This is a genomic window from Halomonas sp. DP3Y7-2, assembly GCF_019800795.1.
GTDB lineage: Bacteria > Pseudomonadota > Gammaproteobacteria > Pseudomonadales > Halomonadaceae > Halomonas > Halomonas litopenaei_A.
Window position 1 is genome coordinate 309,434 of the sequence record NZ_JAHVKJ010000005.1, and the last position, 22,421, is coordinate 331,854.

Consider the following 22,421-nt stretch of genomic DNA (forward strand, 5'->3'; position numbering starts at 1 on the left):
CAGGCTCATCAGCTCAGGCACTTCTGTCATCTTTTCTAACGCTTCACTCACACTGGATCTCGTCGATCCACCACATTCAAGGTGTTCCATGGCTTTCGATACACGTCGCCTGGCCGAACTGGCCGATCATGATGCCTTTCTTCGTCGTCACAACGGTCCCGGCTCCGCTGACAGAGCCAAGATGCTTGCAGCGCTTGACGTCGATAGCATGGATGCCCTGATCGACAAGACAGTCCCCGCGAATATCCGTCTGGGTCGTGAGCTCGATCTGGACCCGCCCAAGGCCGAGGCCGAGGCACTTGACTATCTGTACCGGCTGGCACGCCAGAACAAGGTGGCAAAGAGCTACATCGGTCAGGGCTACTACGACACTCACCTGCCCGCCGTCATTCAACGCAACGTGCTGGAAAACCCAGGCTGGTACACCGCCTACACCCCTTACCAGCCAGAAATTTCCCAGGGTCGCCTAGAAGGCCTGCTGAACTTCCAGCAGATGGTCATGGACCTGACCGGCATGGAGCTGGCCAATGCCTCCCTGCTGGATGAAGCTACCGCCGCCGCCGAAGCCATGGCGCTGTGTCGTCGCTCCAACAAGAAGGCCAAGACCAACGCCTTCTTCGTCGCCGACGACGTCTTCCCTCAGACCCTGGACGTGCTCAAGACCCGGGCCTCGTGGTTTGGCTACGACATCGTTACCGCTCCGGCAGCGGAGCTCGGCCAGCACGACGTGTTCGGCGCGCTGCTGCAATACCCGGGCAACGACGGCCGCGTGCATGACCTGGCGCCGCTGATCGCCGAGGCCAAGGACCGCGGCATCATGACCTGCGTGGCCACCGACCTGATGGCCCTGGTACTGCTCAAGGAGCCTGGTGCGATGGGTGCCGACATCGTGGTCGGTTCCAGTCAGCGCTTTGGTGTCCCCATGGGCTTCGGTGGGCCTCACGCCGCCTTCTTCGCCACCACCGACAAGCTCAAGCGCTCGATCCCCGGGCGTATCATCGGTGTGTCCAAGGATGCCCGCGGCAACACCGCGCTGCGCATGGCGATGCAGACCCGCGAACAGCATATTCGCCGCGAGAAGGCCACCTCGAACATCTGTACGGCCCAGGCGCTGCTGGCCAATATCGCCGGCTTCTATGCGGTGTACCACGGTGCAGAGGGACTGCGCACCATTGCCGGCCGTATTCATCGCCTGACCACCATTCTGGCCACGGGCCTGGAACAGAAAGGCGTCTCCCTCACCAACGACAGCTACTTTGACACGCTACGCCTGACCGGCGTTGATCGTGGCAAGATCCTGGGTCGCGCCATGACCCACGAGGTCAACCTGCGCTACTTCGACAACGGCGACGTCGGCGTCAGTCTGGACGAGACCACCACGGCCCACGACCTGGACGTGCTGTTCGACGTCCTGCTGGGCGAAGAACACGGCCTTGGCGTGCGCGAACTGGACGATGGCGTGCTCGACAGCAAGGCCAGCGGCATCCCCAGCGCCTGCCGCCGCGAGAGTCGCTTCCTCGAGCACCCGACGTTCCAGCGCTATCGCAGCGAAACCGAGATGCTGCGCTACCTGAAGCGCCTCGAGAACAAGGATTTGTCGCTGGCCCACGCCATGATTCCGCTGGGCTCCTGCACCATGAAGCTCAACGCGACCACCGAGATGATGCCGATCACCTGGCCGGAGTTCGCCCGCATCCACCCCTTCGCGCCGAAGGACCAGGTCGCGGGCTATCGCCAGATGATCGACGAGCTGTCGGCCTTCCTGGTCGAAATCACTGGCTACGACCACATTTCCATGCAGCCTAACTCAGGCGCACAGGGCGAATACGCAGGGCTGGTGGCCATCCGTCGCTACCAGGCGGCGCAGGGCGAAGGCCATCGTGACGTCTGCCTGATCCCAAGCTCTGCCCATGGCACCAACCCCGCTTCCGCTGCCATGTGCAGCATGAAGGTCGTGGTGGTGGAATGCGACGAGCGCGGCAACATCGACCTTGCCGATCTCAAGGCCAAGGCTGAGCAGCACGCCGACACCCTGTCCGCCATCATGCTGACCTACCCGTCTACCCACGGAGTGTTCGAGCAGGGAGTGCGCGATGCCTGCGATATCGTTCACGCCAATGGTGGCCAGGTCTATATCGACGGTGCCAACATGAATGCTCAGGTGGGTCTCGCCCGCCCGGGCGACTTTGGCGGCGACGTCAGCCACCTCAACCTGCACAAGACCTTCTGCATTCCCCACGGCGGCGGCGGCCCCGGCATGGGCCCCATCGGGGTCAAGGCGCACCTCGCCCCCCATGTTGCCAATCACAGCGTCACCCCCCTCGACGGCGTCGAGGCGGACTCAGGCGCGGTATCGGCAGCGGCCTTTGGCTCCGCATCGATCCTGCCGATCTCCTGGGCCTACATCAAGATGATGGGCGCACGGGGCCTGCGCGAGGCCACCGAACTGGCGATCCTCGGCGCGAACTACATCGCCCAGCGCCTCGACGGACACTATCCGGTGCTCTACAAGGGCGAAAGCGGCACAGTGGCACACGAGTGCATCATCGACATTCGTCCGCTCAAGGCGGCCTCCGGCATCAGCGAGGAAGACATTGCCAAGCGCCTGATGGACTATGGCTTCCATGCACCGACAATGTCATTCCCGGTGGCAGGCACCCTGATGATCGAGCCAACCGAGTCCGAATCTCTTTACGAGCTCGACCGCTTCTGTGACGCCATGATCGGCATTCGTGAGGAAATCGCTCGGGTCGAGAAGGGTGAATGGGCGCTCGACGACAACCCGCTGGTGCATGCGCCGCATACCATGGCGGACCTGATGGACCCCGACTGGAGCCGCGGCTACTCCAGGGAAATCGGGGCCTTCCCGTCCGAGGCGGTCAAGGGGGCCAAGTACTGGCCCGCCGCCAACCGGGTGGACAACGTGCTGGGCGATCGACAGCTGATCTGCTCCTGCCCGAGCATCGACGAGTATCGCGACTAAGCGGACCTCGCTAGACCACGAACCCCGCCAATTGGCGGGGTTCGTGCGTTGAAGCTAGCCTTCCAGCGCCCGCCCATCAGGATGACCGAAGCGTTCCAGGTGGCGCTGCTCACGGAAGGCTTCCAGTAAATGGTGGTAACGACTCGGCACCTGAGCACCGCGACGACTCACCAGATAGAGCGTCTCATCCAACGGCTGGCTGAGCGTCATTTCGCGCACCTGGCGCTGCCACGGCGACGTCTCCAGCACCAGCCGAGACACCACGCTGAAACCCAGCCCTCGAGCCACCGCATCCAGCACCATGCCTACCTCGTTGGTGAAGCCCTGGCGGGGAAAGTGGCTCATCGAGCGGAAGTCATCGGGGAAATTGGCTCGCAGCAGGCTCACCGCCTTGTCCAGGCCGTCGGTATAGCTGATGAAGCCCAGTCCGAGCAGGTCGTTGAGGGTGGTACCGGTAAAGTCTGCCGGCACCACAAGGCTCAGGGGTTCGTCGTGCCATGGCTCGCAGACCAGGTCCGGATGCCGGGTTGCCTCCGTCACGATCCCAAGGTCATGTCGCCCGGCCAGTACATCGGCCAGGATCTCCTGATGAAAGGCAAAGCAGTAGGAGACGGTAAGCCCGGGATGGCGCTGCTGCTGGCCGAGAATAAACGGATACAGCATCAGGCCGATGCTGCCCGGCGACGCCAGCCGGCACTCACCGCTGTCCAGGCTCTCGTCGTCCAGAGAATGTCGGAACTGCTCGTGCTCCGAAAACAGCTTCACCGCGTAGTCGTAGACACGGCGCCCTGCCTCGGTCAGCCGGAAACGTCGCCCCTGGCGCTCCAGCAGCGGCTTGTCCAGGTACCGCTCAAGCTTACGAATATGCTGACTGACCCCAGGCTGGGTCATCTCGAGACGCTGAGCGGTACGGGTAAAGCTACCGGTTTCCACCAGCGTGATGAAGGTACGAAAATACAGGGCATTGAACATGGAATGACGCCAGGATGATTCGCCGGCGTCCTGGGCCATCAGGCGACGGGGCCAGGCACAATCCGGATGACGCGGCATAGTCTACCACTTCCACCCGGGGGCCGCAGCGGTGCGCCTGAACGCACGGCCGTGATAGCATCACACCATGATCAAGAGTTCGATGTCAGCCACAGCACCTTCCACCACAGCACAAGAGTCACTTTCCATGCATGACCCCATCGCCGCACGTGCCGACGCCATTCATGATGCCCTGCTGGACATGGAGCGTGAGGCCAGTGCCGACGACTTGTTTCCCCTCGGGTATCTGATTCCGCAGATCCCCCTGGTGGTGGACCAGCTTGACTACAACCCCAGCGAGGTAAGCAGCGACGACTTCGACGCCGTCTTCCATGAATGGCTGGATGGCGCCTTTGCCCAGGATGGCATGAGCGACGCGGACCAAACAGCCGTGCGCGAACTCTTCAACCAGGCGTGCGACAAGGCACCGATGCCTTGAATCGCCTCTGACAAGGAAGCCCAAAAATGGCCGAGACCATTTCCACCACGATTTCCCCTGAGGGCAGCCTCGAAATCCTGTCCCAGCATGAAGTCAACCGCCTCCGCGACAGCTCTCAAACCGGGCTGCATGAAATGTTGCGTCGCTGCACGCTGGCGGTACTGAATTCCGGCAACCCCATGGATGACGGCCTGGCACTGCTGGAAACCTACCCCAACTTTGACATTGAGCTGCTCCAGCAAGACCGCGGCGTGCGCCTCAAGCTGACCGACGCCCCGGCCGAAGCCTTTGTCGACGGCCGCATGATCCGCGGCATCCGCGAGCACATCTCCAGCGTGCTGCGGGATATCGTCTACGTCTACAACGAGATCCAGAACCAGTCGCGCTTCGACCTGTCCACGGGAGAAGGCACCACCAACGCCGTCTTCCACATTCTGCGCAAGGCCGGCACGCTCAAGCCGAGCCGCGACCCTAGCCTGGTCGTCTGCTGGGGTGGTCATTCCATCTCTCGAGAGGAATACGAATACACCAAGGACGTGGGATACCATCTCGGCCTGCGTGACCTGGACATCTGCACCGGTTGCGGTCCCGGTGCCATGAAAGGCCCCATGAAGGGGGCCAACGTTGCCCACGCCAAGCAGCGGCGCTATCCAGGACGCTACCTCGGCGTGTCCGAGCCCGGGATCATTGCTGCCGAAGCGCCCAATCCCATCGTCAACGAGCTGGTGGTGATGCCGGACATCGAGAAGCGCCTCGAAGCCTTCGTCCGCCTGGGCCACGGCATCATTGTCTTCCCCGGCGGCGTGGGCACGGCGGAAGAGATTCTGTATCTGCTCGGCATCCTGCTGCATCCCGACAATGTCGACATGGAGCTGCCGGTGGTCTTCACCGGGCCGGCGAGTGCCGCGGAGTACTTTCAGCGTATCGATGAGTTTCTGGTCTATACCTTGGGTGAGTCCGTGCGCGAGCTCTACCAGATCATCATCGACGACCCCACCCAGGTCGCCCGCACCATGCGCGCCAACATCGACAAGGTCACGGAGTATCGGCGCGCCCGTCAGGATGCCTTCTACTACAACTGGCGCCTGACCATTGCCCGAAACTTCCAGGAGCCGTTCGTCCCCACCCACGAGGCCATGGCCGGGCTCGAGCTCAATCGTGAACTGCCCAAGCATGAGTTGGCCGCCAACCTGCGCCGCGCGTTCTCGGGCATCGTGGCCGGTAACGTCAAGGAGCAAGGGATTCGCGCCATCGAAGCACACGGCCCCTTCCGCTTGCACGCCGAAGCGGACCTGATGGAGAAGCTGGACGCCCTGCTGACCTCCTTCGTTGCCCAAGGACGCATGAAGCTGGCCGGCGACTACGTGCCGTGCTACACCCTTGGAGGTAGATCCGGCTGACGGATATCGCCTTCTTGGCAGGTAAAAAAACGCCCTGGATCCATGATCCAGGGCGTTTTGTCATCGCGTCGGCCGCGCCAGGACCTCGCCCTGGCTGGCGTCAGCTGAACTCAGCTCAATCTCGCTTGGAAAACACCAGTACTACAGCATGCAACAAAAGGCCTGCGGTCGCTCCCTGGGATAACGTGATGACGCCCAGGGCCACGCCGCCCACCACCAGCTTGTAGATCACCATGGCGACCAGCGCCACGACCATGCAGCCAAGCAGCGTGAACAACATGCGCAGAAAGCGAGAGCGCCCGGCGCCATCGAGCAGGCGCCACTGAAACAGGGAAGCCAGGGCGAGCACACCCAGCACGATGTAGACCAGCGTCTCGCGGGTCGCCAGGCCGGCCATCTGATAACGTGGCAGGGTCAGCGCCAATACCAGCATCAGACCCACCATCAGGCTGAGGCGAGCAGGGCTCGCGATTGCCCGTGCCATCATGCCACCTTGAGATCTTGGCGAGAAATCCAGCCCTCGACCCAGGGCAAGGCTTCATCGTCAGCCATGAAGGTTTCCATGGCGTCGATCTCCAGTCGGTCATCAAGGCGGGTCGCGCCTTGCTCCTCGAGCAGCTGATCCAGACGGCGGCCGGCACCACAGAAGGTGTCGCCGTAGGAGCTGTCACCCAGGGCGATCAGTCCATAGCGCAGGTGGCCCAGCCCCGGGCTCTTGTCCTGCAATTCGCGTACGAAACTGACGAAATTGCCGGGGAAATCACCGCTACCTGTCGTCGACACGCAGAACAGGGCGAGATCCGGCGCATCGTCGGTGACATCAGCCAGAGAGGGATTTTCGAGAACCGAGACGTCGTACCCGGCCTCCTCGAACAGCGGCTTGACCTGCTCCGCCACGTCGAGTGCACCACCATACATGGTGCCAACCAGTATCTTGAGTGTAGGCATGTAAAGGAATTACCTGAGAATTCTGGTCGGATTCTAGCATGCTGGCCGAGACCGACGCATCCCCGGCGACCTGCAATCTGCCCGGCAAGGCGCTACCATGGCAGGCGCAAGCAAGACGCCTCCCCAGACAGCGAGACCTCTATGCAAGACACCTTCGAGACATGGATCACCCCCATCATGATCGGCGGACTCATGCTGTTCATGTGCTTCATCATCTGGGATCTGGCCAAGCAATCCAAGGCGGGGCGCTTTGGCACCCTGATGCTGTTCATCGTGCTCGGGGCCGGAATGCTCGGCTATGTGGCCAAGGTGGCGATCACCTGGTACCTCGAAAGCCACGGCGTCTAGACCCGCCAAGGTCGGTCTCTTCCCCCTGCTGCGCCCCGCCCAGGTCCACGCCAGCAGGTCGTGGAGCGCCGTTTGCCATATCTCCCATCAGCACCCGTACGGCCCTCAGCGTACGAACCACTTGCACGGACCACTCAATCAGCACAGCGCAGCCATTCAGCACAGAATTGTCTGCCGCCAGGCCCTCTCCCACCAACAAAGACATACGCGGCTGGGTGCCCTGCCCACGCGGCGCTCTCCCATCGAGTTGAACCAGAACCTCAACTCGAGTCGTCTTTCTCCTCGCCTCTGTGTGATATCGATCAAATCATGACGCACCATCGCGCACTTAACCTGTATACACACGCGACATTGTCGTGAATACACTAGCCTAGAGCCAGGTAGGCTACAGCAACCGCCTCGCCATCAGGATCAGGAGCAGCGCCCACGCCCTGCCCCTACGTCTGGCCAACAGTTCGTCCCGGCCGATCTTGTTGGCACAACAACAACGATGACAATGGCCGAGAACATGCACACTCCTCCCAAGACACTGTTTGATTTCCACGGGCGTCCAGGCCTGGCCAAGGCGCTTCCCATCTCGTTACAGCACGTGCTGGCAATGATTGCGGGAGTCATCACTCCTCCGCTTATCGTGGCGGGCGTGGTGGGGGTGAGCCCTGCCGAGAAACTGCAGCTCATCCAGGTCGCTATCCTGGCCTCCGGCGCTTGTACCCTGTTCCACCTGTACGGACTCTGGAAGTTTGGCGCTCGCCTGCCGGCCATATTCGGTGTCGGCTTTGCCTACGTTCCGACGCTGATCGCCGTCGGCAGCCAATATGGCATCGAAGGTATTCTCGGCGCCCAACTTATCGGCGGCATTACCATGGTGATAGTGGGCTACTTCATACAGTTCATTCGTCACCTGTTTCCACCGGTCGTGGCGGGCACCGTGGTACTGGTCATCGGCCTGTCGCTGTATGACATCGCGATCCGCTACATTGCAGGAAGCGGCAACGTCAATGCAGAGGGTTTCGGGAATCTCTCCAACTGGGGGCTCGGACTGCTGACCTTGATTGCCGTGCTGCTGGCATCACAGTTTGGTCGCGGGATCATCAAGCTGTCCGCCATCATCATCGGCATGCTGGTGGGATATCTGGCTGCCATCCCGCTGGGCATGATCGACCTTAGCCCGATCCATAACGCGCCCTGGCTGGCAGTGCCCAAGGCCATGCCTTTTGCCATGGAGTTTCACTCTGCTGCGATCATCTCCATGGTGGTCATCTGTGTGATCAACTCAGTGCAGACCATTGGGGATCTATCTGCGACCAGCGTCGCCGGCATGAACCGGGAGCTCTCCACCAAGGAGCTTACCGGAGGCCTTCTCGGCAATGGCCTGACAACCACCATCAGCACCCTTTTCGGCGCCCTGCCGACCTCCACCTACAGCCAGAACGTCGGGATCGTCGCCATTACCAAGGTGGTCAGCCGCACGGTTTTCTTGCTTGCCGGCATTATCGTGCTGGTGGCGGGGTTCAGTCCTAAATTCAGCGCCCTGATGACGACCATCCCCTACCCCGTCATCGGCGGCGCCACCATCACAGTCTTTGGCATGATCACCGTGACCGGCATTCAGCTGTTGATCAAAGACGAGATGACGGCCCGCAACATGACCATCGTTGGCCTGTCACTCGCACTGAGCCTTGGCATCGCCTCGGAGCCAGCCGCCATCGAGCAATTCCCGGAAACCTTCAAGAATGTCGTGAGCGGTGCGCCCATCGTCATCGCGGCCCTCAGCGCCTTTCTGCTCAACCTACTGCTGCCGCGCAAGACGCTGGCCGAAGAAGCCGCCGAGAGAGACGAGCCACCGACGACAGCGACACCGAGCGCGGCGGCCACAGGCTCTGACAACGGCTAAGCGGTCGACAACCCGCATCGGGCTCCCGACATGACCAGCCCATCGATACAGCGGGACCAGCACCAAAAAAAGCGCCGCCTGGTATCAGGCGGCGCCTCAGCTTTACAGCCGGTCATTCCTCGTCATCTGGATGACCTACCTGGCTCTTTAATTTCTGGCCAGGCCGGAAGGTCACCACACGCCGCGCCGAGATGGGGATCTCTTCCCCGGTCTTGGGGTTACGGCCAGGACGTTCGCGCTTATCGCGCAGATCAAAGTTGCCGAACCCCGACAACTTGACCTGCTCATTCTCTCGCAGACAGGCACGGATCTCTTCGAAGAAGGCTTCCACCATGGTTTTCGCCTCCCGCTTGGACAGGCCAAGTTCCGTGTGCAGATGCTCGGCCAGTTCTGCCTTGGTCAACGCTCCCATGTCGTCATCCTCATGGTGATGGTCACGCCAACCGTCCGCGCCCGTCAGGCTAAAGCGTCAAGCACGCAGCTCAGCATTGACTCCCTGCCGAGCCGTTGCCACGATGGCATCGACCAACTGATTGATTTCTTCGTCATTTAGCGTGCGCGATGGATGCTGCCAGGTCAAGCCCAAGGCCACACTCTTACGACCTTCGGCTACACCTTTGCCCTGATAGACGTCGAAAAGCGCCAGATCCGTCAACCATTCACCCGCCTCGGCCCTGACGCGGTCGAGCAGCGCCTGTACCGGTTGGTCCTCATCGATGACGAAGGCCAAGTCACGCCGCACCTCGGGGTAGCGCGACAGCGGTGCGAAGGCCGGGATACGGCCCTGACTGAGTGCATCCAGGCGAACCTCGAACAACACGGCGTCAGTCTTGAGGCCCAGCTTGCTCTTGACCGCGGGGTGCAGCGTGCCAATCCAGCCGGCTTCTTCACCGCGATGCAGGATCCGCGCGCACTGCCCCGGGTGGAGTGAGGGATGCTCGCCTGGTTCGAAACGCCAGGCGTCGGCGTCACCGCTGACCTCCAGCAGGCTCTCCAGATCTCCCTTGAGATCAAAAAAGTCCACCTTGTCACGGCCACCAGTCCAACCTTCGGGCAGACGCGAACCGCAAACGACAGCGCCTAGCATCGGCACCTGTTCAAGGTCATCGAGCTCGCCGCGGAAGACCAGGCCACTCTCGAACAGGCGCACACGGGTCTGCTGACGATTGAGGTTGTGTTCCAGCGCCCTCACCAGCCCCGGAAACAGACTGGCACGCATCACCGACAGGTCCGCGGAGATGGGGTTGGCGAGAACCGGCGATACCGCTTCAGGCAGCAAGGCCCGCTGCAGCTCAGGCGCGACAAAACTATAGGTAATCGCTTCCTGGTAGCCACGGGCCGTCAGCTGCCTGCGCAATCTGCCCAGCGGGCTTTGCGCCTCATGGTCAGCCTTCAAGCCCAAGCGTACTGCGGGACGGCGTACCGGCAGACGATTGTAGCCATGGATGCGGGCCACCTCCTCGATCAGGTCTTCCTCGATCGTGATATCAAAGCGCCAACTCGGCACCTTGACCGTCCAACCACGATCATGGGCGTCAACCGCCATGCCGAGACGCTCCAGGATTTCGCTGACCTCAGCGTCGTCCAGGCGCTTTGACAGTGCCTTCGCCAACCGCTCAGCGCGGAGCGTGACGTCTCGCTGACCGGGCAGATGAGCGTCATCCGCCTGCTCGTTGAGCGGGCCCGGCTCGCCGCCACAGATCTCGATCAACAGCGCAGTCGCACGTTCCACGGCACGTCGCGTCAGCTCGGGGTCGACGCCCCGTTCGAAACGATGGGACGCGTCAGTGTGAAGCCCGTAGGAGCGGGCCTGGCCTGCGACCGCCAGAGGAGTAAAGAACGCGCCTTCCAGGAAGATATCTCGCGTCTCGGCCCCCACACCGGAGTGCTCGCCGCCCATGACGCCCGCCAAGGCCAGAGGACCCTTGTCGTCAGCAATGATCAAGGTGCTCGGATCGAGGGACACGGTCTGGCCGTCAAGCAGCACCAGCTCCTCACCCTGGCGCGCCAGGCGCACCACGACGGCACCCTCAAGATTGGCACGATCAAAGGCATGTAACGGCTGCCCCAACTCGAGCATGACATAGTTGGTGACATCAACGGCGGGGTCGATCGCACGCACGCCGCTGCGGCGCAGGCGCTCAATCATCCACATTGGCGTCGGACGGCTGATGTCGACACCCTTGATCAGGCGACCGATATAACGCGGGCAACGCTGAGCATCCTCGACGCGTACCGGGAAGGTCTCGTCGTGACGTGCAGCAACCGGGTCAATGGTTGGCTCAGTCAGGCCGAGACGATTCAGCACGCCCACTTCCCGAGCCAGACCCTGCACGCTCAAGCAGTCGCCACGGTTGGGCGTCAGGTCCACTTCAATGGTGTGATCATCCAGCGCGAGGTACTCACGCAGGGCCGTCCCCACCGGTGCGTCCTCGGGGAGCACCAGGATGCCTTCGGAAGTGCCTTCCTCAAGGCCCAGCTCCGATGCGGAGCAGATCATGCCGCGAGATTCGACACCACGCAGCTTGGCCTTCTTGATCTTGAAATCGCCGGGTAGCACGGCGCCGACGCGAGCAAAGGGAATCCGCTGTCCCACCGCCACATTCGGGGCGCCACACACCACTTGAACCGGCTCACCGCTGCCATCGTCAACCTGGCAGACGTTCAGCTTGTCAGCGTCGGGATGCTGGACCTTGTCGGTCACCTGTGCCACCACGACGTCGCTGAATGACGCCGCAACGGGCTCGACGGCATCTACCTCGAGCCCCGCCATGGTGATCTGGTCGGCCAGCCCCTGGGTAGACAGCTGAGGGGAAACCCACTCCCTCAGCCACTGTTCAGATACTTTCATGAGGACTCCTTGACGTCCTGTTCACGCAGTCAATGTTCTTCGAAGGGCCGCTGTGCGGGCCTCTGATCAATGGAACTGGCGCAGGAAGCGCAGATCGTTCTCGAAGAACAGGCGCAGGTCATTGACGCCGTAGCGCAACATCGCCAGGCGCTCGGCCCCCATGCCGAAGGCAAAGCCTGTGTAGCGTTCGGGGTCGATACCACCGTGGCGGAACACCTCCGGATGCACCATGCCGCAGCCCATCACCTCCAGCCAGCCGGTGTGGGAGCAGACCCGACAGCCTTCTCCGGCGCACATCACACAGGCAATGTCGACCTCGGCAGATGGCTCGGTGAACGGGAAGTAGGACGGACGGAAGCGCACGGACAGGTCGTCACGCTCGAAGAACGCCTGCAGGAAGTCTTCGATGGTGCCCTTGAGGTCCGCAAAGCTGACGTCTTCCTCGATCAGCAGGCCTTCGACCTGGTGGAACATTGGCGTGTGAGTCAGATCCGAGTCGCTGCGATACACCCGGCCCGGGCACACTATGCGGATCGGGGGCTCCTCCGCCTTCATGGTGCGCACCTGTACGGGAGAGGTGTGCGTTCTCAGCAGTCGCGTGGCGTCGAAATAGAAGGTGTCGGCCATGCCGCGGGCAGGATGGTGGGCAGGAATGTTCAGCGCTTCGAAGTTGTGGTGGTCATCTTCAAGCTCAGGCCCTACCGCCACATCGTAGCCAATCCGCTTGAACAGTCCCTCGATCCGCTCCAGCGTTCGAGTCACCGGGTGCAAGCCACCAGCGGGCTGGCCGCGACCGGGCAGCGTGACGTCAAGACGCTCCGCAGCGAGCCTGGCATCCAGTTCTGCCTTGGCCAGGGTGTCACGACGTGCCTCAAGCTCCTTGGCCAGCTCCTGCTTGGCCTGGTTGATGCGTTCACCTGCGGCCGGACGCTCTTCCGGCGGCAGCTTGCCAAGCCCCTTGAGCAGCGCCGTCAGCTCGCCTTTCTTGCCCAGATACCTGACACGAATATCGTCTAGCCCGGCCATGCCCTCGGCGGACTGGATGGCGTCGCGAGCTTGTTGAACCAGATCGGGAAGGTGGTCCATACGTTGAGCTCCGGTAGCGTTGATCTTTCTTTAGTGGAGAGTAGCGATGATAAAAGGGTCGCCAAAAAAACAGGGGAAGAGCGGCTGCTCTTCCCCTGGGGCGATCATGCACTGACCCTCCTTCAAGAGGGTCAGGTCATCCATCGAACGCGCTTACTGGGCAGCCTTGGCCTTTTCCACGATGGCAGCAAATGCCGCCTTCTCGTGAACAGCCAGGTCAGCCAGGACCTTACGGTCGATTTCGATGCCGGCCTTCTTCAGACCGCCAACAAAGCGGCTGTAGGACAGACCGTGCTGACGAGCACCAGCGTTGATACGCTGGATCCACAGGGCACGGAACTGACGCTTACGCTGACGACGGTCGCGATAGGCGTACTGACCGGCCTTGATGACGGCCTGCTTGGCTACGCGGAAAACACGCGAACGGGCACCGTAGTAACCCTTGGCCTGCTTCATGATCTTCTTGTGACGACGACGGGCGACGACACCACGCTTGACACGAGTCATAGCACTCTCCTGACGTTAAAGGGGGTTCACCAAGGATTAGACGTACGGCAGCATGCGACGCACGAGTGCCTTGTCGGCATCGTGGATCTGCTGCATGCCGCGCAGCTGACGCTTACGCTTGGTGGACTTCTTGGTCAGAATGTGACTACGGAAGGACTGCTTGTGCTTGAAGCCGTTAGCAGTCTTCTTGAAGCGCTTGGCAGCGCCACTGTTGCTCTTGATCTTCGGCATGAGAATAACTCCGCTCGAGTTTCTTTAGAAAATTCGGGGCCAATGGCCAGCTTTGGAGCTGGCCATTCGTTGGACGGGCCGTCGAATCACTTCTTCTTGGGGGCAATGATCATGATCATCTGGCGGCCTTCCATCTTGGGGAAGGACTCCACGGTACCGATCTCTTCGAGATCGGACGCGATCCGCTCCATCAGCTTGCGGCCGATGTCCTGGTGCGCCATTTCACGCCCGCGGAAACGCAGGGTGACCTTGCCCTTGTCGCCACCTTCGAGGAACCGGATCAGATTCTTCATCTTGACCTGGTAGTCGCCCTCGTCGGTGCCAGGCCGGAATTTGACTTCCTTGACCTGGATCTGCTTCTGCTTCTTCTTCTGAGCAGCTTTCTGCTTCTTCTGCTCGAAGACGAACTTGCCGTAATCCATGATCTTACAGACGATGGGATCGGCATTTGAAATCTGCACGAGGTCAAGGCCTTCAGCCTCGGCGCGCTCAAGAGCATCGCGGGTGTCCACGATACCAAGCTGTTCGCCGTCAGCAGCGATCAGGCGGACCTGATCTTCGGTGATACGCTCGTTCATTGGCGGACGCTTGTCCTGGGGGCGTCCTCTGGGGTTGCTTCGCTTGATGGTTCCGTCTCCACTATAGCTTTGGAAGGTGCGAGAGCTGGGAAGGTGCGTGCCTTTACGAGCTTCGCACGAGGGGGCGGCCCATGCCGCCTACCCGTTAGTACCGCTCGGCCTGAACTCGCTCGATGAAGGCATCCACCGTCATGGTGCCTAGATTTTCGCCGCTGCGCGTACGCACAGCCACCGAGTCGGCCTCTACTTCCTTATCTCCGACCACCAGGAGATAGGGTACCTTCTGCAACGTATGCTCGCGAATTTTAAAGCCGATCTTCTCGTTCCTCAAGTCCGACTTGACGCGTAAACCGATTTTTTGCAGACGAGAGGTCAAAGCTTCGGCATATTCCTTCTGCGCGTCGGTGATAATCATCACCACCGCCTGCTCAGGAGCCAGCCACAAAGGCATGGCACCGGCATAGTGCTCGATCAGGATGCCGATGAAGCGCTCCATGGAGCCGACAATGGCACGGTGCAGCATGACGGGCGGCTTACGCTCGCCCTCTTCTGTCACGTACTGGGCACCCAGGCGAGTCGGCATCATGAAGTCGACCTGCATGGTCCCGACCTGCCATTCGCGGCCCAGGCAGTCTTTCATATGGTACTCGATCTTGGGACCATAGAAGGCACCTTCGCCAGGCAGTTCCTGCCATTCGACGTCGCAAGCCTCAAGCGCACCGCGCAGTGCGTTCTCGGCACGATCCCACGTCTCGTCATCACCGATACGCTTCTCAGGGCGCAGCGCGATCTTGATCGCGATGTCTTCGAAGCCGAAATCACTGTAGACCTTCAGTGCCTGACGGTGGAAGCTGGTCACTTCAGGCTGGACCTGCTCTTCGGTACAGAAGATGTGCCCGTCGTCCTGGGTGAACGCACGCACGCGCATGATGCCGTGCAGCGCACCAGAGGGCTCGTTACGATGACACCCGCCAAACTCGCCAAAGCGAACCGGCAGTTCGCGATAACTGCGTAGTCCGGAGTTGAAGACCTGAACATGCCCCGGGCAGTTCATCGGCTTCAGCGCGTATTCACGCTTCTCGGACTCGGTGAAGAACATGCCGTCGGCGTAGTTGTCCCAGTGGCCAGACTTCTTCCACAGCGACACGTCCATGATCTGCGGGCAGCGGATCTCCTGATAGCCGCCCTCCTTGTAGACACCGCGCATGTACTGCTCGACACGCTGCCACAGCGTCCACCCATTGGGGTGCCAGAACACCATCCCCGGAGCTTCTTCCTGCATGTGAAACAGGTCAAGACGACGCGCCAGCTTGCGATGGTCACGCTTCTCGGCCTCTTCCAGCCGGTGCAGATAGGCCTTGAGCTGCTTCTTGTCGCCCCAGGCGGTGCCGTAGATACGGGTCAACATGGCGTTGTCCGCATTGCCGCGCCAGTAGGCGCCCGCCAGCTTGGTCAGCTTGAACGCCTTCAGATGACGGGTGTTGGGCACGTGAGGCCCGCGGCACATGTCGGTGTATTCCTGATGCCGGTACAGCCGGATGGTATCGCCCTCGGGAATGCCGCGAACAATTTCCTGCTTGTAGGGCTCGTCACGATGCAGGAACTCGAGCATCGCCTTATCGCGATCCACGTACTCGCGGACCACATCGTATTCTTCATCGATCAGCTGCTTCATGCGCTTCTCGATGGTATCGAGGTCTTCCGGGGTGATCGACTGGCCGAAATCGATGTCGTAATAGAAGCCGTCGGTGATCACCGGGCCGATGGCCATCTTGGCCTCGGGATAGAGCTGCTTGACCGCGTGCCCGATCAGGTGGGCGCAGGAATGCCGGATGATCTCCAACCCTTCCTCGTCTCTTGCGGTCAGGATCGCCACCTCGGCGTCCGTCTCGATCAGGTCCGCGGCGTCCACCAATACGCCGTCGATCTTGCCAGCCACGCAGGCCTTGGCAAGTCCCGGGCCGATGCTTTCGGCCAACTCCATGACGCTAAGGGGGGAATCAAAGGTTCTCTGACTGCCGTCAGGCAGTGTCACGATGGGCATGCAAGCTGTCCTTGTGCGCAGTGGTGATCCATACCAGGGATCACGTGTCGCCAAAATGGATTCAATGGGTGAAACAGCGACATAGCCTACCAGAAGCAGCGTCGTCGATGCCACGCTCTACCTTCGCGGCGGGCGAATGTCGCAACAATCTTGCGCGACCAAACGCAGCGAGGCGCCCGAAGGCGCCTCGCTGATGTCGTCGCGCTCGATCAGCTGATCGAGACAGACTCGGTCAGGGCAAACTTACTGCCACTCACCCAGCTCGACACGACGGTTTTCCGCACGACCTGCATCAGTGTCGTTGGTAGCGATCGGCTGCTCTTCACCGTAGCCGATAGCACGCATGCGGTTCGGCTGCACGCCCTGGCTGGCCAGGAAGCGAGCAACAGAAGCGGCACGCTCCTGAGACAGCTGCTTGTTGTAGGTGTCGGAACCGACGCTGTCAGTATGGCCTTCGATGCGCACGCCGACGTTCGGGTTGGCACGCAGACGCTCAGCGATGCCGACCAGTACCTGCTCAGCCTGAGCTGTCAGGGTGGCGGAGTCGAACTCGAAGTTCACGTCACGCAGGACCAGGTCCTTTTCGCAGCCCAGGGAGTTGACCTGGACGCCAGCCGGAGTACCCGGGCACTGGTCCTGGAAGTCCGGCACGCCGTCGTTGTCGGAATCCAGCGGGCAGCCCACGGCGTCAACCGCGACACCGGCCGGAGTACCCGGGCACTGGTCGTTGGCATCATAAACGCCGTCACCGTCGGAATCCTTCGGAGCGTCCATCGGCTCTTTGTTCGGCTCAGCACACAGCAGAGCGCCAGCCACGGTGCCGACAGTAGCGCCAACAGCTGCGCCGGTTTCTTCGTCGTCGTCGCTGGTGGTGCCGTAGCCGATGCCGCCGCCGATCAGGCCGCCAGCAATACCACACACCATCGGGTGCTGGTACCACGGCTTAGCGTCGCTCATGCCGGAGGAAGACTGTGAAGCGGAGCTGGCGCAGCCAGAGAGGCCGACAACCAGAGCAGAACCGAGCAGCAAGCCAGTCGTTGATTTTTTCATTTAAGACTCCTTCTTCTTTCTGACACTCAATGCTGAATACGGGTAACCCTGTTCTTCAGCGGGTCCAATGTTGTGCCGATCGAGAAACAGGATAGGTACCCTACTTCCTCATAGGCAAGAAAAGCATGAAATATCGCGACTAGCCAGTCTGATAGCCTTCGATATCTCAACGTCTTCCGCCGACGGCCCATCGTGCAAGAAATGCGCTGCACGACCAATCCCTTGCAGGCGACATCATGACGTATCGCTTCTGTACAATCAAATTAGCACAGCCGATAGACGCCCGTCATTCACTTCATCGAACAGTGTTCGAGATCGCTCAATTGAGACTGTCGGGGTAACGGGCCTGAAAATCCAGCGCAGCCTGTGCCGCAGCCAGCACATCCTCACGATTTGCCTCTTCCACGGCCAACCTCTGCTTGTCCTCGGCAAACCGTTCTTTCGGTGTAAGTGCCTGACGAGCCTGGTGCGTGTGCAGGTGCCGTGTCTGCTCGTACACCTCTGCAACAACGCGAAACTCGCGCCGCTCAAGCAGCGCAGGGTCGATCAGTTCAAACAGGACTTTCAGGCGCCAGCAGCCCTCTGTCACATCGACTTGTCGCTGCACCAGGGCCGACGCAACCAGTCCGAGATTTTCCAGGCCGTTTTCCCGCGCGCGACGTTCCTCGTCTTGACGGAAGGCCTCGCGGCGACGCACTTCCTTGCGCAGTGACCAGGCGTACCCGCCCATGCCTGCAATCACGGCACAGCCAATTCCCAGCAGGACAAGTGCAAGCGTCGTGGACATAGAAGCCCCCTTTGCAATGGTCAAAGGGCGCATTCTACACATCCTGACAATGGGCGGAACCGATTTCGCCGGGGGCGGACGCCCCCATCCGCGCCAGCAGACCTGCACAGCGGCAATCGGTCTCGGCCCCCTTTCGAGGAAGCATAGCGGCTATCAGTGACGATCAGATGAACCCATGCCCCAGACCTACCACCGAGCCCTAACATTGAAGGCCAAAACCGAGGCATGAAATTGACGCCTAAGCCCGAGACCTAACACCCGGGCCTAAATCCCGGGAATACCTAAGAGCCCATCTGCAAGGGCGAACCTGAAAGAGAGCATCAGGCCCAGAGTGTCAGCACCAGAGACAGGTAGTGGTCGCTCAGCAACGCCAGAAACACGCCCAACAGATAGCGTATCGAGAACCAGAATGCCTGCAGCGGCACCTGTTCATCGCGACCACGCCAGACCCTCAGGTTCCAATGCATGAACCGTATATTCAGCAGCAGGACGCAGCATAAGTACCACCATCCACTCATGCCAATGACAAATGGCAACAGCGTCGCCGCGACCGTGAGCCAGCCGTAAAGCCACACCTGCAAACGCGCAAAGTCCAGGCCATGGGTCACCGGCAGCATGGGAATTCCGGCCTCGGCGTACTCGTCTCGCTTGTAGATCGCCAGGGCCCAGAAGTGCGGAGGTGTCCAGGCAAAGATAATCAGCACCAGCAACAGTGGCTCGGGCGCCATGGTGCCCGTCACCGCGGTCCAGCCCAGCAGCGGTGGCGCGGCCCCGGCAACACCGCCAATGACGATGTTCTGCGGTGTGGCCCGCTTGAGAAAGACGGTGTACACCAGCGCGTAGCCCACCAGCGAGGCCAAGGTCAACCAGGCCGTCAGGTCATTGACGGCGAAGGCCAGCACCCCTACCCCCACCACGCACAGCGACAGCGCCCACCCTAATGCCAGGGGCGTTGATAGCCGACCTGAGGCCAGCGGCCGGCGAGCGGTGCGCCCCATTCTGGCATCGAGCTTGCGATCCACCACATGATTGATCGCTGCGGCTCCGGCCGCAGACAGGCCAATCCCCATTAGACCGAGCACCACCGTATCGAGCGGCGGCAAGGGCACCGCCAGCAGCATGCCCACCAGGACACAGACCAGCATCACCGCCACGACACGCCACTTGCACAGCACCAACAGGTCACGCCATACGGACACAGGCGCCATGCCGGAACCTACCGCTTGGCCATCACGCATGTAGCCACCCCCGCTTCTTGCGCTGGGGCTCACTACCGACATCTTGCCCAGAGCGTGAAGGTATCAAAGAGCCTGCGCTGCCGACTCGCCGCCGGTCGGCGTCCAGGTCATCCACAGCCAGCACCAGCGACGTTGGTCGACGTTGGCGGACCACCACGGCCGTGCTGTAGCGCTGTTTCCAGACCACCAGAGTGAACGTGAACACCAGCAATACCGCCCCTGCTGTATGCAGCAACGCCAGGCCAAGGGGTAGCCACCACAGCACATTGGCCACGCCCAGTGCGACTTGTAGCAGTAGCGCGGCAGCCAAGCTCGCCAGCCAGGGCCGCATCTCGCGACGCCGCCAGTAACAGACCACGACGACCATCAAGGCGATGCCCAGCAATCCTGCTCCAAGGCGATGGGCAAGGTGGATGGTGGTTCGCGCCTCAGCATGCAAAGCCCCATGCAGGTAAGTGGGCCCCACTGCCTGGGTGAGATGAAAACCTTCCCCCCAATCGGTCTCCGGCCACCATTGTGTGTTGCAGGTAGGAAACCCCTGGCAGGCCAGTCCGGCGTAATTGCTCGACGTCCAGCCACCCAATGCCAGCTGCATCACCAGTAGCAACAACGCGATGGTCAGCACACGACCGGGCCGGCGCGCTGCGCCAACACCTTGGCCGCGAGCCAGGCGTCTCAGGCGAAGATGCAGCCAGACGAAGAGGCTCATCACAGACAGTCCACCCAGCAAATGCAAGGTGACGACCTGAGGCCACAGCTTGAGGGTAACGGTATAAGCGCCAAAGGCGCCCTGCACCATCAACACCGCAAACAGCAACAGCATCTGGCGCCAGGGCATGCCTTGCCGTCGACGGTGAGGCCAGGCGATCACCAGCAGGCTGACCACCAGCAACCCCAGCCCGCTGGCCAGATAGCGATGGATCATCTCCATCCAGGCCTTGGTGGCATCAAGCGGACTGTCGGGACTGTGTCGCAGCGCTTGGTCAGCATCCGGCACCATGAAGTTGCCATAACAGCCCGGCCAGTCCGGGCAGCCAAGCCCCGCATCAAGCAGCCGGGTCCATGCCCCTGCCAGAATCACCACCGCCGTGAAGGCGGCCCCCACCAGGCTCAACACTCGCAACCAGAACAGCCGCCGATCACTCATGGGCCACCTCCCTGCTGACCAGCGACGTAAAAGCCTGTGCACTAGACAAGGCCATTGGCCGCGTCTCCGCCCAGGCCTCAGCGCCAGCAATAGCGACTGCATCAGCGCGATTACCGAGAAAAGACATTGATCCGGACATCGAAGGAGGCCCATCAAGTGGGCCGGAAACCCCAGGCGTAGCCTGCTGATGCCTTGCCGCGGCTGGCCACTCTGGATTGCGTTTGAACAGGTGCTCGATGTCATCCATCACTGCCCTGGTCTCTGTGCCATCGGCATAGGCCACTGCCACATTCCCAACGGGATCCAGCAACCAGGCTCTGCCTTGGCCACTCCACTCTGGCACCGTCGACCAACGCCAGAGGGATTCGCCGGGTAACGCAGGCGGCGTTCCGCCAATGCGAAGCCTGGTTAGCCGATGCGCTTCCTTACCCAATGCACGGTGCAACCGCCACCAACGGTCAGCATCTGCTTGGCAGCCACTACCGCAATCAAACACCAGCCGCCACGCCCTTGAACTCGCCATGGGTTCGCCGCTGGCCTGGCTGCCCTCATCAGCAGACCCTGTCACCCCCTGCCCCGTCTCCAGAGCCTCGATGGGCCACTCCGACAACACCGGCACCTGGCTGTCGAGCGAGCCGTGTGCCGTTCGCTCGACGGGGATGCCTATACGCCATTCGGCCATGATCCACGCTACCAACATCGGTGCCACGAAGATCGATATCAGAGCGATCAGTTTCGTGCGCTGCCATGCCAATGCCGTCATGGGCCCTCCCGTCTTTTCGGTCGCTACCGTGCATCAAGGTCTGTCTTGATCAGCTGGTCCTGTCGCATCCGCCTGGCCCCCACCACCAAAGCGATCGTCGCGACCCCTGCCAAGGCCCACCACTGCACCGCATAGGCAAGATGGCGCTCGGGGGGCATGACGCTGGGCACCCACCAATCAAGCAGATGGCCCTCGCCTTGCCGCTGGTGCAGCCAGCCGGGGTAGGTGAAAGGCTGCTGCCAGCTGGCCAGCTCGATTCGCTGCAACCGAGTGCCCTCGAGATTGTCACCAAAGCGTGGCGCGCGGCGGCTGTCGATCTGCCATTCGCCGCGGATCGTGACCGTACCCTCTGGCGTATCAGCGCTCGGTGCCATCCTTGAAACGCCGGTCTCCATAAACCCGCGCTCCACCAACCAGCGCCGTCCCTCCAGGTCAACAAAGGGTGTGAGCACCGCCACACCCAGTTGCTGACCAAGGGTGCGATTATCCAGAAACAGGGTTTCGGCACCCATAAACCGCCCTTGTAACGACACTCTTGCGCCGTCTGGGGGTACTGTCTCTGGCATGTGCACCGTCGGTGCCGTATCGCGATGTTCCAGATAGAGGCGCTTGTCGGCAGCCCGCTCCCACTGCCATAGTCCCAGGCACACTCCCAGCACGATCAGCGCTGCGCAGAGCACGCACCACACCACCAATCGGGGCGACCACCGCCACTCACTGTCACCGGAACGGACGCTTGCCATGCTGCTCAAATCCCTGATCCTGATCGTCTTCATTGCCATGCTGACCAGCCTGGCCGCAGGCGTCGGATTCTTGCTCAAGGACGACAGTCAATCTCGCCGCCTGCTGATCTCCCTCAAGATCCGCGTTGGCTTGGCTGCCCTGCTCCTGGGCTTGTTGATCTATGGTTTTGCCAGCGGCACGCTTGGCTGAACCGATCAGTCCGTGACCCGCCCGGGTCGTTTTCTGTCTTGAGCATGTCTGTCTCAGTCAGCCCTGTCTCATTCAGCCCTGTTTCAGTCAGCCCTATCCCAGCAAGCCCTGTCTCAGTCCACTTCTTCTCGACCGCTTCAGCCTTGTTGGTCTCGCCCCCCATGT

22 protein-coding genes are annotated in these 22,421 nt (G+C 61.3%); 6 read left to right on the top strand and 16 right to left on the bottom strand.

Annotated elements, in window-relative coordinates; all coding sequences use genetic code 11:
* The first annotated feature begins 88 nt into the window (after positions 1-88).
* Entirely contained in the window at positions 89-2,983 is a 2,895-nt protein-coding gene (gene gcvP, locus KUV45_RS06710) for an aminomethyl-transferring glycine dehydrogenase (RefSeq protein WP_222163864.1), read from the top strand.
* 54 nt (positions 2,984-3,037) lie between these two features.
* Here gcvP and KUV45_RS06715 read toward each other — a convergent pair whose 3' ends face one another.
* On the bottom strand, positions 3,038-3,955 hold the full coding sequence (locus KUV45_RS06715; protein WP_206939245.1) for a LysR family transcriptional regulator: 918 nt from the start codon (positions 3,953-3,955) through the stop codon (positions 3,038-3,040).
* A gap of 205 nt (positions 3,956-4,160) precedes the next feature.
* Between KUV45_RS06715 and KUV45_RS06720 the strand changes: the two genes are divergently transcribed.
* On the top strand, positions 4,161-4,451 hold the full coding sequence (locus KUV45_RS06720; RefSeq protein WP_222163865.1) for a YfcL family protein: 291 nt from the start codon (positions 4,161-4,163) through the stop codon (positions 4,449-4,451).
* A gap of 26 nt (positions 4,452-4,477) precedes the next feature.
* Positions 4,478-5,851 (top strand): nucleotide 5'-monophosphate nucleosidase PpnN, encoded by a 1,374-nt coding sequence (gene ppnN, locus KUV45_RS06725; protein ID WP_242520577.1) that lies wholly within the window; start codon positions 4,478-4,480, stop codon positions 5,849-5,851.
* A gap of 115 nt (positions 5,852-5,966) precedes the next feature.
* On the opposite strand, the gene KUV45_RS06730 is transcribed toward ppnN, so the two are convergent.
* Both KUV45_RS06730 and KUV45_RS06735 read right to left on the bottom strand, forming a co-directional pair.
* Positions 5,967-6,335, bottom strand: a complete 369-nt coding sequence (locus KUV45_RS06730) for a hypothetical protein (RefSeq protein WP_206938530.1) — start codon at positions 6,333-6,335, stop codon at positions 5,967-5,969.
* A complete protein-coding gene (locus KUV45_RS06735) occupies positions 6,335-6,799 on the bottom strand; it encodes a flavodoxin domain-containing protein (protein ID WP_222163866.1) in 465 nt (154 codons plus the stop codon). Before KUV45_RS06735 ends, KUV45_RS06730 begins: the two co-directional genes overlap by 1 nt.
* A 141-nt stretch (positions 6,800-6,940) precedes the next feature.
* Between KUV45_RS06735 and KUV45_RS06740 the strand changes: the two genes are divergently transcribed.
* Positions 6,941-7,147: a DUF2788 domain-containing protein gene (locus KUV45_RS06740; RefSeq protein WP_206938526.1), complete on the top strand. Its 207-nt coding sequence runs from the start codon at positions 6,941-6,943 to the stop codon at positions 7,145-7,147.
* A gap of 508 nt (positions 7,148-7,655) precedes the next feature.
* Positions 7,656-9,041, top strand: a complete 1,386-nt coding sequence (locus tag KUV45_RS06745; RefSeq protein WP_224852096.1) for a uracil-xanthine permease family protein — start codon at positions 7,656-7,658, stop codon at positions 9,039-9,041.
* A gap of 112 nt (positions 9,042-9,153) precedes the next feature.
* Here KUV45_RS06745 and ihfA read toward each other — a convergent pair whose 3' ends face one another.
* The 13 genes from ihfA to KUV45_RS06810 all read right to left on the bottom strand — a co-directional run bounded on the left by ihfA (position 9,154) and on the right by KUV45_RS06810 (position 22,066).
* On the bottom strand, positions 9,154-9,453 hold the full coding sequence (gene ihfA, locus KUV45_RS06750) for an integration host factor subunit alpha (RefSeq protein ID WP_206938522.1): 300 nt from the start codon (positions 9,451-9,453) through the stop codon (positions 9,154-9,156).
* Between the two features lie 57 nt (positions 9,454-9,510).
* On the bottom strand, positions 9,511-11,892 hold the full coding sequence (gene pheT, locus KUV45_RS06755) for a phenylalanine--tRNA ligase subunit beta (RefSeq protein WP_222163868.1): 2,382 nt from the start codon (positions 11,890-11,892) through the stop codon (positions 9,511-9,513).
* Positions 11,893-11,958: 66 nt separating this feature from the next.
* Complete coding sequence (gene pheS, locus KUV45_RS06760; protein WP_206938518.1) at positions 11,959-12,978, bottom strand: phenylalanine--tRNA ligase subunit alpha; 1,020 nt, start codon at positions 12,976-12,978, stop codon at positions 11,959-11,961.
* A 153-nt stretch (positions 12,979-13,131) separates the two neighbouring features.
* On the bottom strand, positions 13,132-13,485 hold the full coding sequence (gene rplT / locus KUV45_RS06765; RefSeq protein WP_045991494.1) for a 50S ribosomal protein L20: 354 nt from the start codon (positions 13,483-13,485) through the stop codon (positions 13,132-13,134).
* A gap of 36 nt (positions 13,486-13,521) precedes the next feature.
* Entirely contained in the window at positions 13,522-13,716 is a 195-nt protein-coding gene (gene rpmI / locus KUV45_RS06770) for a 50S ribosomal protein L35 (RefSeq protein WP_045991495.1), read from the bottom strand.
* 86 nt (positions 13,717-13,802) lie between these two features.
* On the bottom strand, positions 13,803-14,342 hold the full coding sequence (gene infC / locus KUV45_RS06775; protein WP_308126699.1) for a translation initiation factor IF-3: 540 nt from the start codon (positions 14,340-14,342) through the stop codon (positions 13,803-13,805).
* A 97-nt stretch (positions 14,343-14,439) separates the two neighbouring features.
* On the bottom strand, positions 14,440-16,338 hold the full coding sequence (gene thrS, locus KUV45_RS06780; protein WP_222163870.1) for a threonine--tRNA ligase: 1,899 nt from the start codon (positions 16,336-16,338) through the stop codon (positions 14,440-14,442).
* 243 nt (positions 16,339-16,581) lie between these two features.
* Complete coding sequence (locus KUV45_RS06785; protein WP_206938504.1) at positions 16,582-17,388, bottom strand: OmpA family protein; 807 nt, start codon at positions 17,386-17,388, stop codon at positions 16,582-16,584.
* A 319-nt stretch (positions 17,389-17,707) separates the two neighbouring features.
* Positions 17,708-18,175, bottom strand: a complete 468-nt coding sequence (locus tag KUV45_RS06790) for a DUF2489 domain-containing protein (protein WP_206938501.1) — start codon at positions 18,173-18,175, stop codon at positions 17,708-17,710.
* Between the two features lie 320 nt (positions 18,176-18,495).
* Complete coding sequence (gene cyoE / locus KUV45_RS06795) at positions 18,496-19,413, bottom strand: heme o synthase (RefSeq protein WP_222163871.1); 918 nt, start codon at positions 19,411-19,413, stop codon at positions 18,496-18,498.
* Positions 19,406-20,560 (bottom strand): heme A synthase, encoded by a 1,155-nt coding sequence (locus KUV45_RS06800; protein ID WP_222163872.1) that lies wholly within the window; start codon positions 20,558-20,560, stop codon positions 19,406-19,408. The genes cyoE and KUV45_RS06800 overlap by 8 nt, the downstream gene beginning before the upstream one ends.
* On the bottom strand, positions 20,553-21,323 hold the full coding sequence (locus KUV45_RS06805) for a hypothetical protein (protein ID WP_222163873.1): 771 nt from the start codon (positions 21,321-21,323) through the stop codon (positions 20,553-20,555). The genes KUV45_RS06800 and KUV45_RS06805 overlap by 8 nt, the downstream gene beginning before the upstream one ends.
* Before the next feature lie 23 nt (positions 21,324-21,346).
* Positions 21,347-22,066 (bottom strand): SURF1 family protein, encoded by a 720-nt coding sequence (locus KUV45_RS06810; protein WP_222163874.1) that lies wholly within the window; start codon positions 22,064-22,066, stop codon positions 21,347-21,349.
* Here KUV45_RS06810 and KUV45_RS06815 point away from each other — a divergent pair.
* Positions 22,065-22,256, top strand: coding sequence for a DUF2909 family protein (locus tag KUV45_RS06815; protein ID WP_206938492.1), 192 nt, complete (start codon positions 22,065-22,067; stop codon positions 22,254-22,256). The two genes, KUV45_RS06810 and KUV45_RS06815, sit on opposite strands and share 2 nt — an antisense overlap.
* The last annotated feature ends 165 nt before the right edge of the window (positions 22,257-22,421 follow it).

Excerpts from the sequence above, each read along its gene's own strand:
- KUV45_RS06745 (WP_224852096.1), top strand. The coding sequence starts at position 7,656 with ATGCACACTCCTCCCAAGACACTGTTTGATTTCCACGGGCGTCCAGGC.
- KUV45_RS06730 (WP_206938530.1), bottom strand. The coding sequence starts at position 6,335 with ATGGCACGGGCAATCGCGAGCCCTGCTCGCCTCAGCCTGATGGTGGGT.
- ihfA (WP_206938522.1), bottom strand. The coding sequence starts at position 9,453 with ATGGGAGCGTTGACCAAGGCAGAACTGGCCGAGCATCTGCACACGGAA.
- KUV45_RS06790 (WP_206938501.1), bottom strand. The coding sequence starts at position 18,175 with ATGTCCACGACGCTTGCACTTGTCCTGCTGGGAATTGGCTGTGCCGTG.
- KUV45_RS06810 (WP_222163874.1), bottom strand. The coding sequence starts at position 22,066 with ATGGCAAGCGTCCGTTCCGGTGACAGTGAGTGGCGGTGGTCGCCCCGA.
- ppnN (WP_242520577.1), top strand. The coding sequence starts at position 4,478 with ATGGCCGAGACCATTTCCACCACGATTTCCCCTGAGGGCAGCCTCGAA.
- KUV45_RS06805 (WP_222163873.1), bottom strand. The coding sequence starts at position 21,323 with ATGACGGCATTGGCATGGCAGCGCACGAAACTGATCGCTCTGATATCG.
- rplT (WP_045991494.1), bottom strand. The coding sequence starts at position 13,485 with ATGACTCGTGTCAAGCGTGGTGTCGTCGCCCGTCGTCGTCACAAGAAG.
- pheT (WP_222163868.1), bottom strand. The coding sequence starts at position 11,892 with ATGAAAGTATCTGAACAGTGGCTGAGGGAGTGGGTTTCCCCTCAGCTG.
- KUV45_RS06800 (WP_222163872.1), bottom strand. The coding sequence starts at position 20,560 with ATGAGTGATCGGCGGCTGTTCTGGTTGCGAGTGTTGAGCCTGGTGGGG.
- KUV45_RS06740 (WP_206938526.1), top strand. The coding sequence starts at position 6,941 with ATGCAAGACACCTTCGAGACATGGATCACCCCCATCATGATCGGCGGA.
- KUV45_RS06815 (WP_206938492.1), top strand. The coding sequence starts at position 22,065 with ATGCTGCTCAAATCCCTGATCCTGATCGTCTTCATTGCCATGCTGACC.
- KUV45_RS06720 (WP_222163865.1), top strand. The coding sequence starts at position 4,161 with ATGCATGACCCCATCGCCGCACGTGCCGACGCCATTCATGATGCCCTG.
- KUV45_RS06735 (WP_222163866.1), bottom strand. The coding sequence starts at position 6,799 with ATGCCTACACTCAAGATACTGGTTGGCACCATGTATGGTGGTGCACTC.
- pheS (WP_206938518.1), bottom strand. The coding sequence starts at position 12,978 with ATGGACCACCTTCCCGATCTGGTTCAACAAGCTCGCGACGCCATCCAG.
- gcvP (WP_222163864.1), top strand. The coding sequence starts at position 89 with ATGGCTTTCGATACACGTCGCCTGGCCGAACTGGCCGATCATGATGCC.
- KUV45_RS06785 (WP_206938504.1), bottom strand. The coding sequence starts at position 17,388 with ATGAAAAAATCAACGACTGGCTTGCTGCTCGGTTCTGCTCTGGTTGTC.
- cyoE (WP_222163871.1), bottom strand. The coding sequence starts at position 19,413 with ATGCGTGATGGCCAAGCGGTAGGTTCCGGCATGGCGCCTGTGTCCGTA.
- thrS (WP_222163870.1), bottom strand. The coding sequence starts at position 16,338 with ATGCCCATCGTGACACTGCCTGACGGCAGTCAGAGAACCTTTGATTCC.
- rpmI (WP_045991495.1), bottom strand. The coding sequence starts at position 13,716 with ATGCCGAAGATCAAGAGCAACAGTGGCGCTGCCAAGCGCTTCAAGAAG.
- KUV45_RS06715 (WP_206939245.1), bottom strand. The coding sequence starts at position 3,955 with ATGTTCAATGCCCTGTATTTTCGTACCTTCATCACGCTGGTGGAAACC.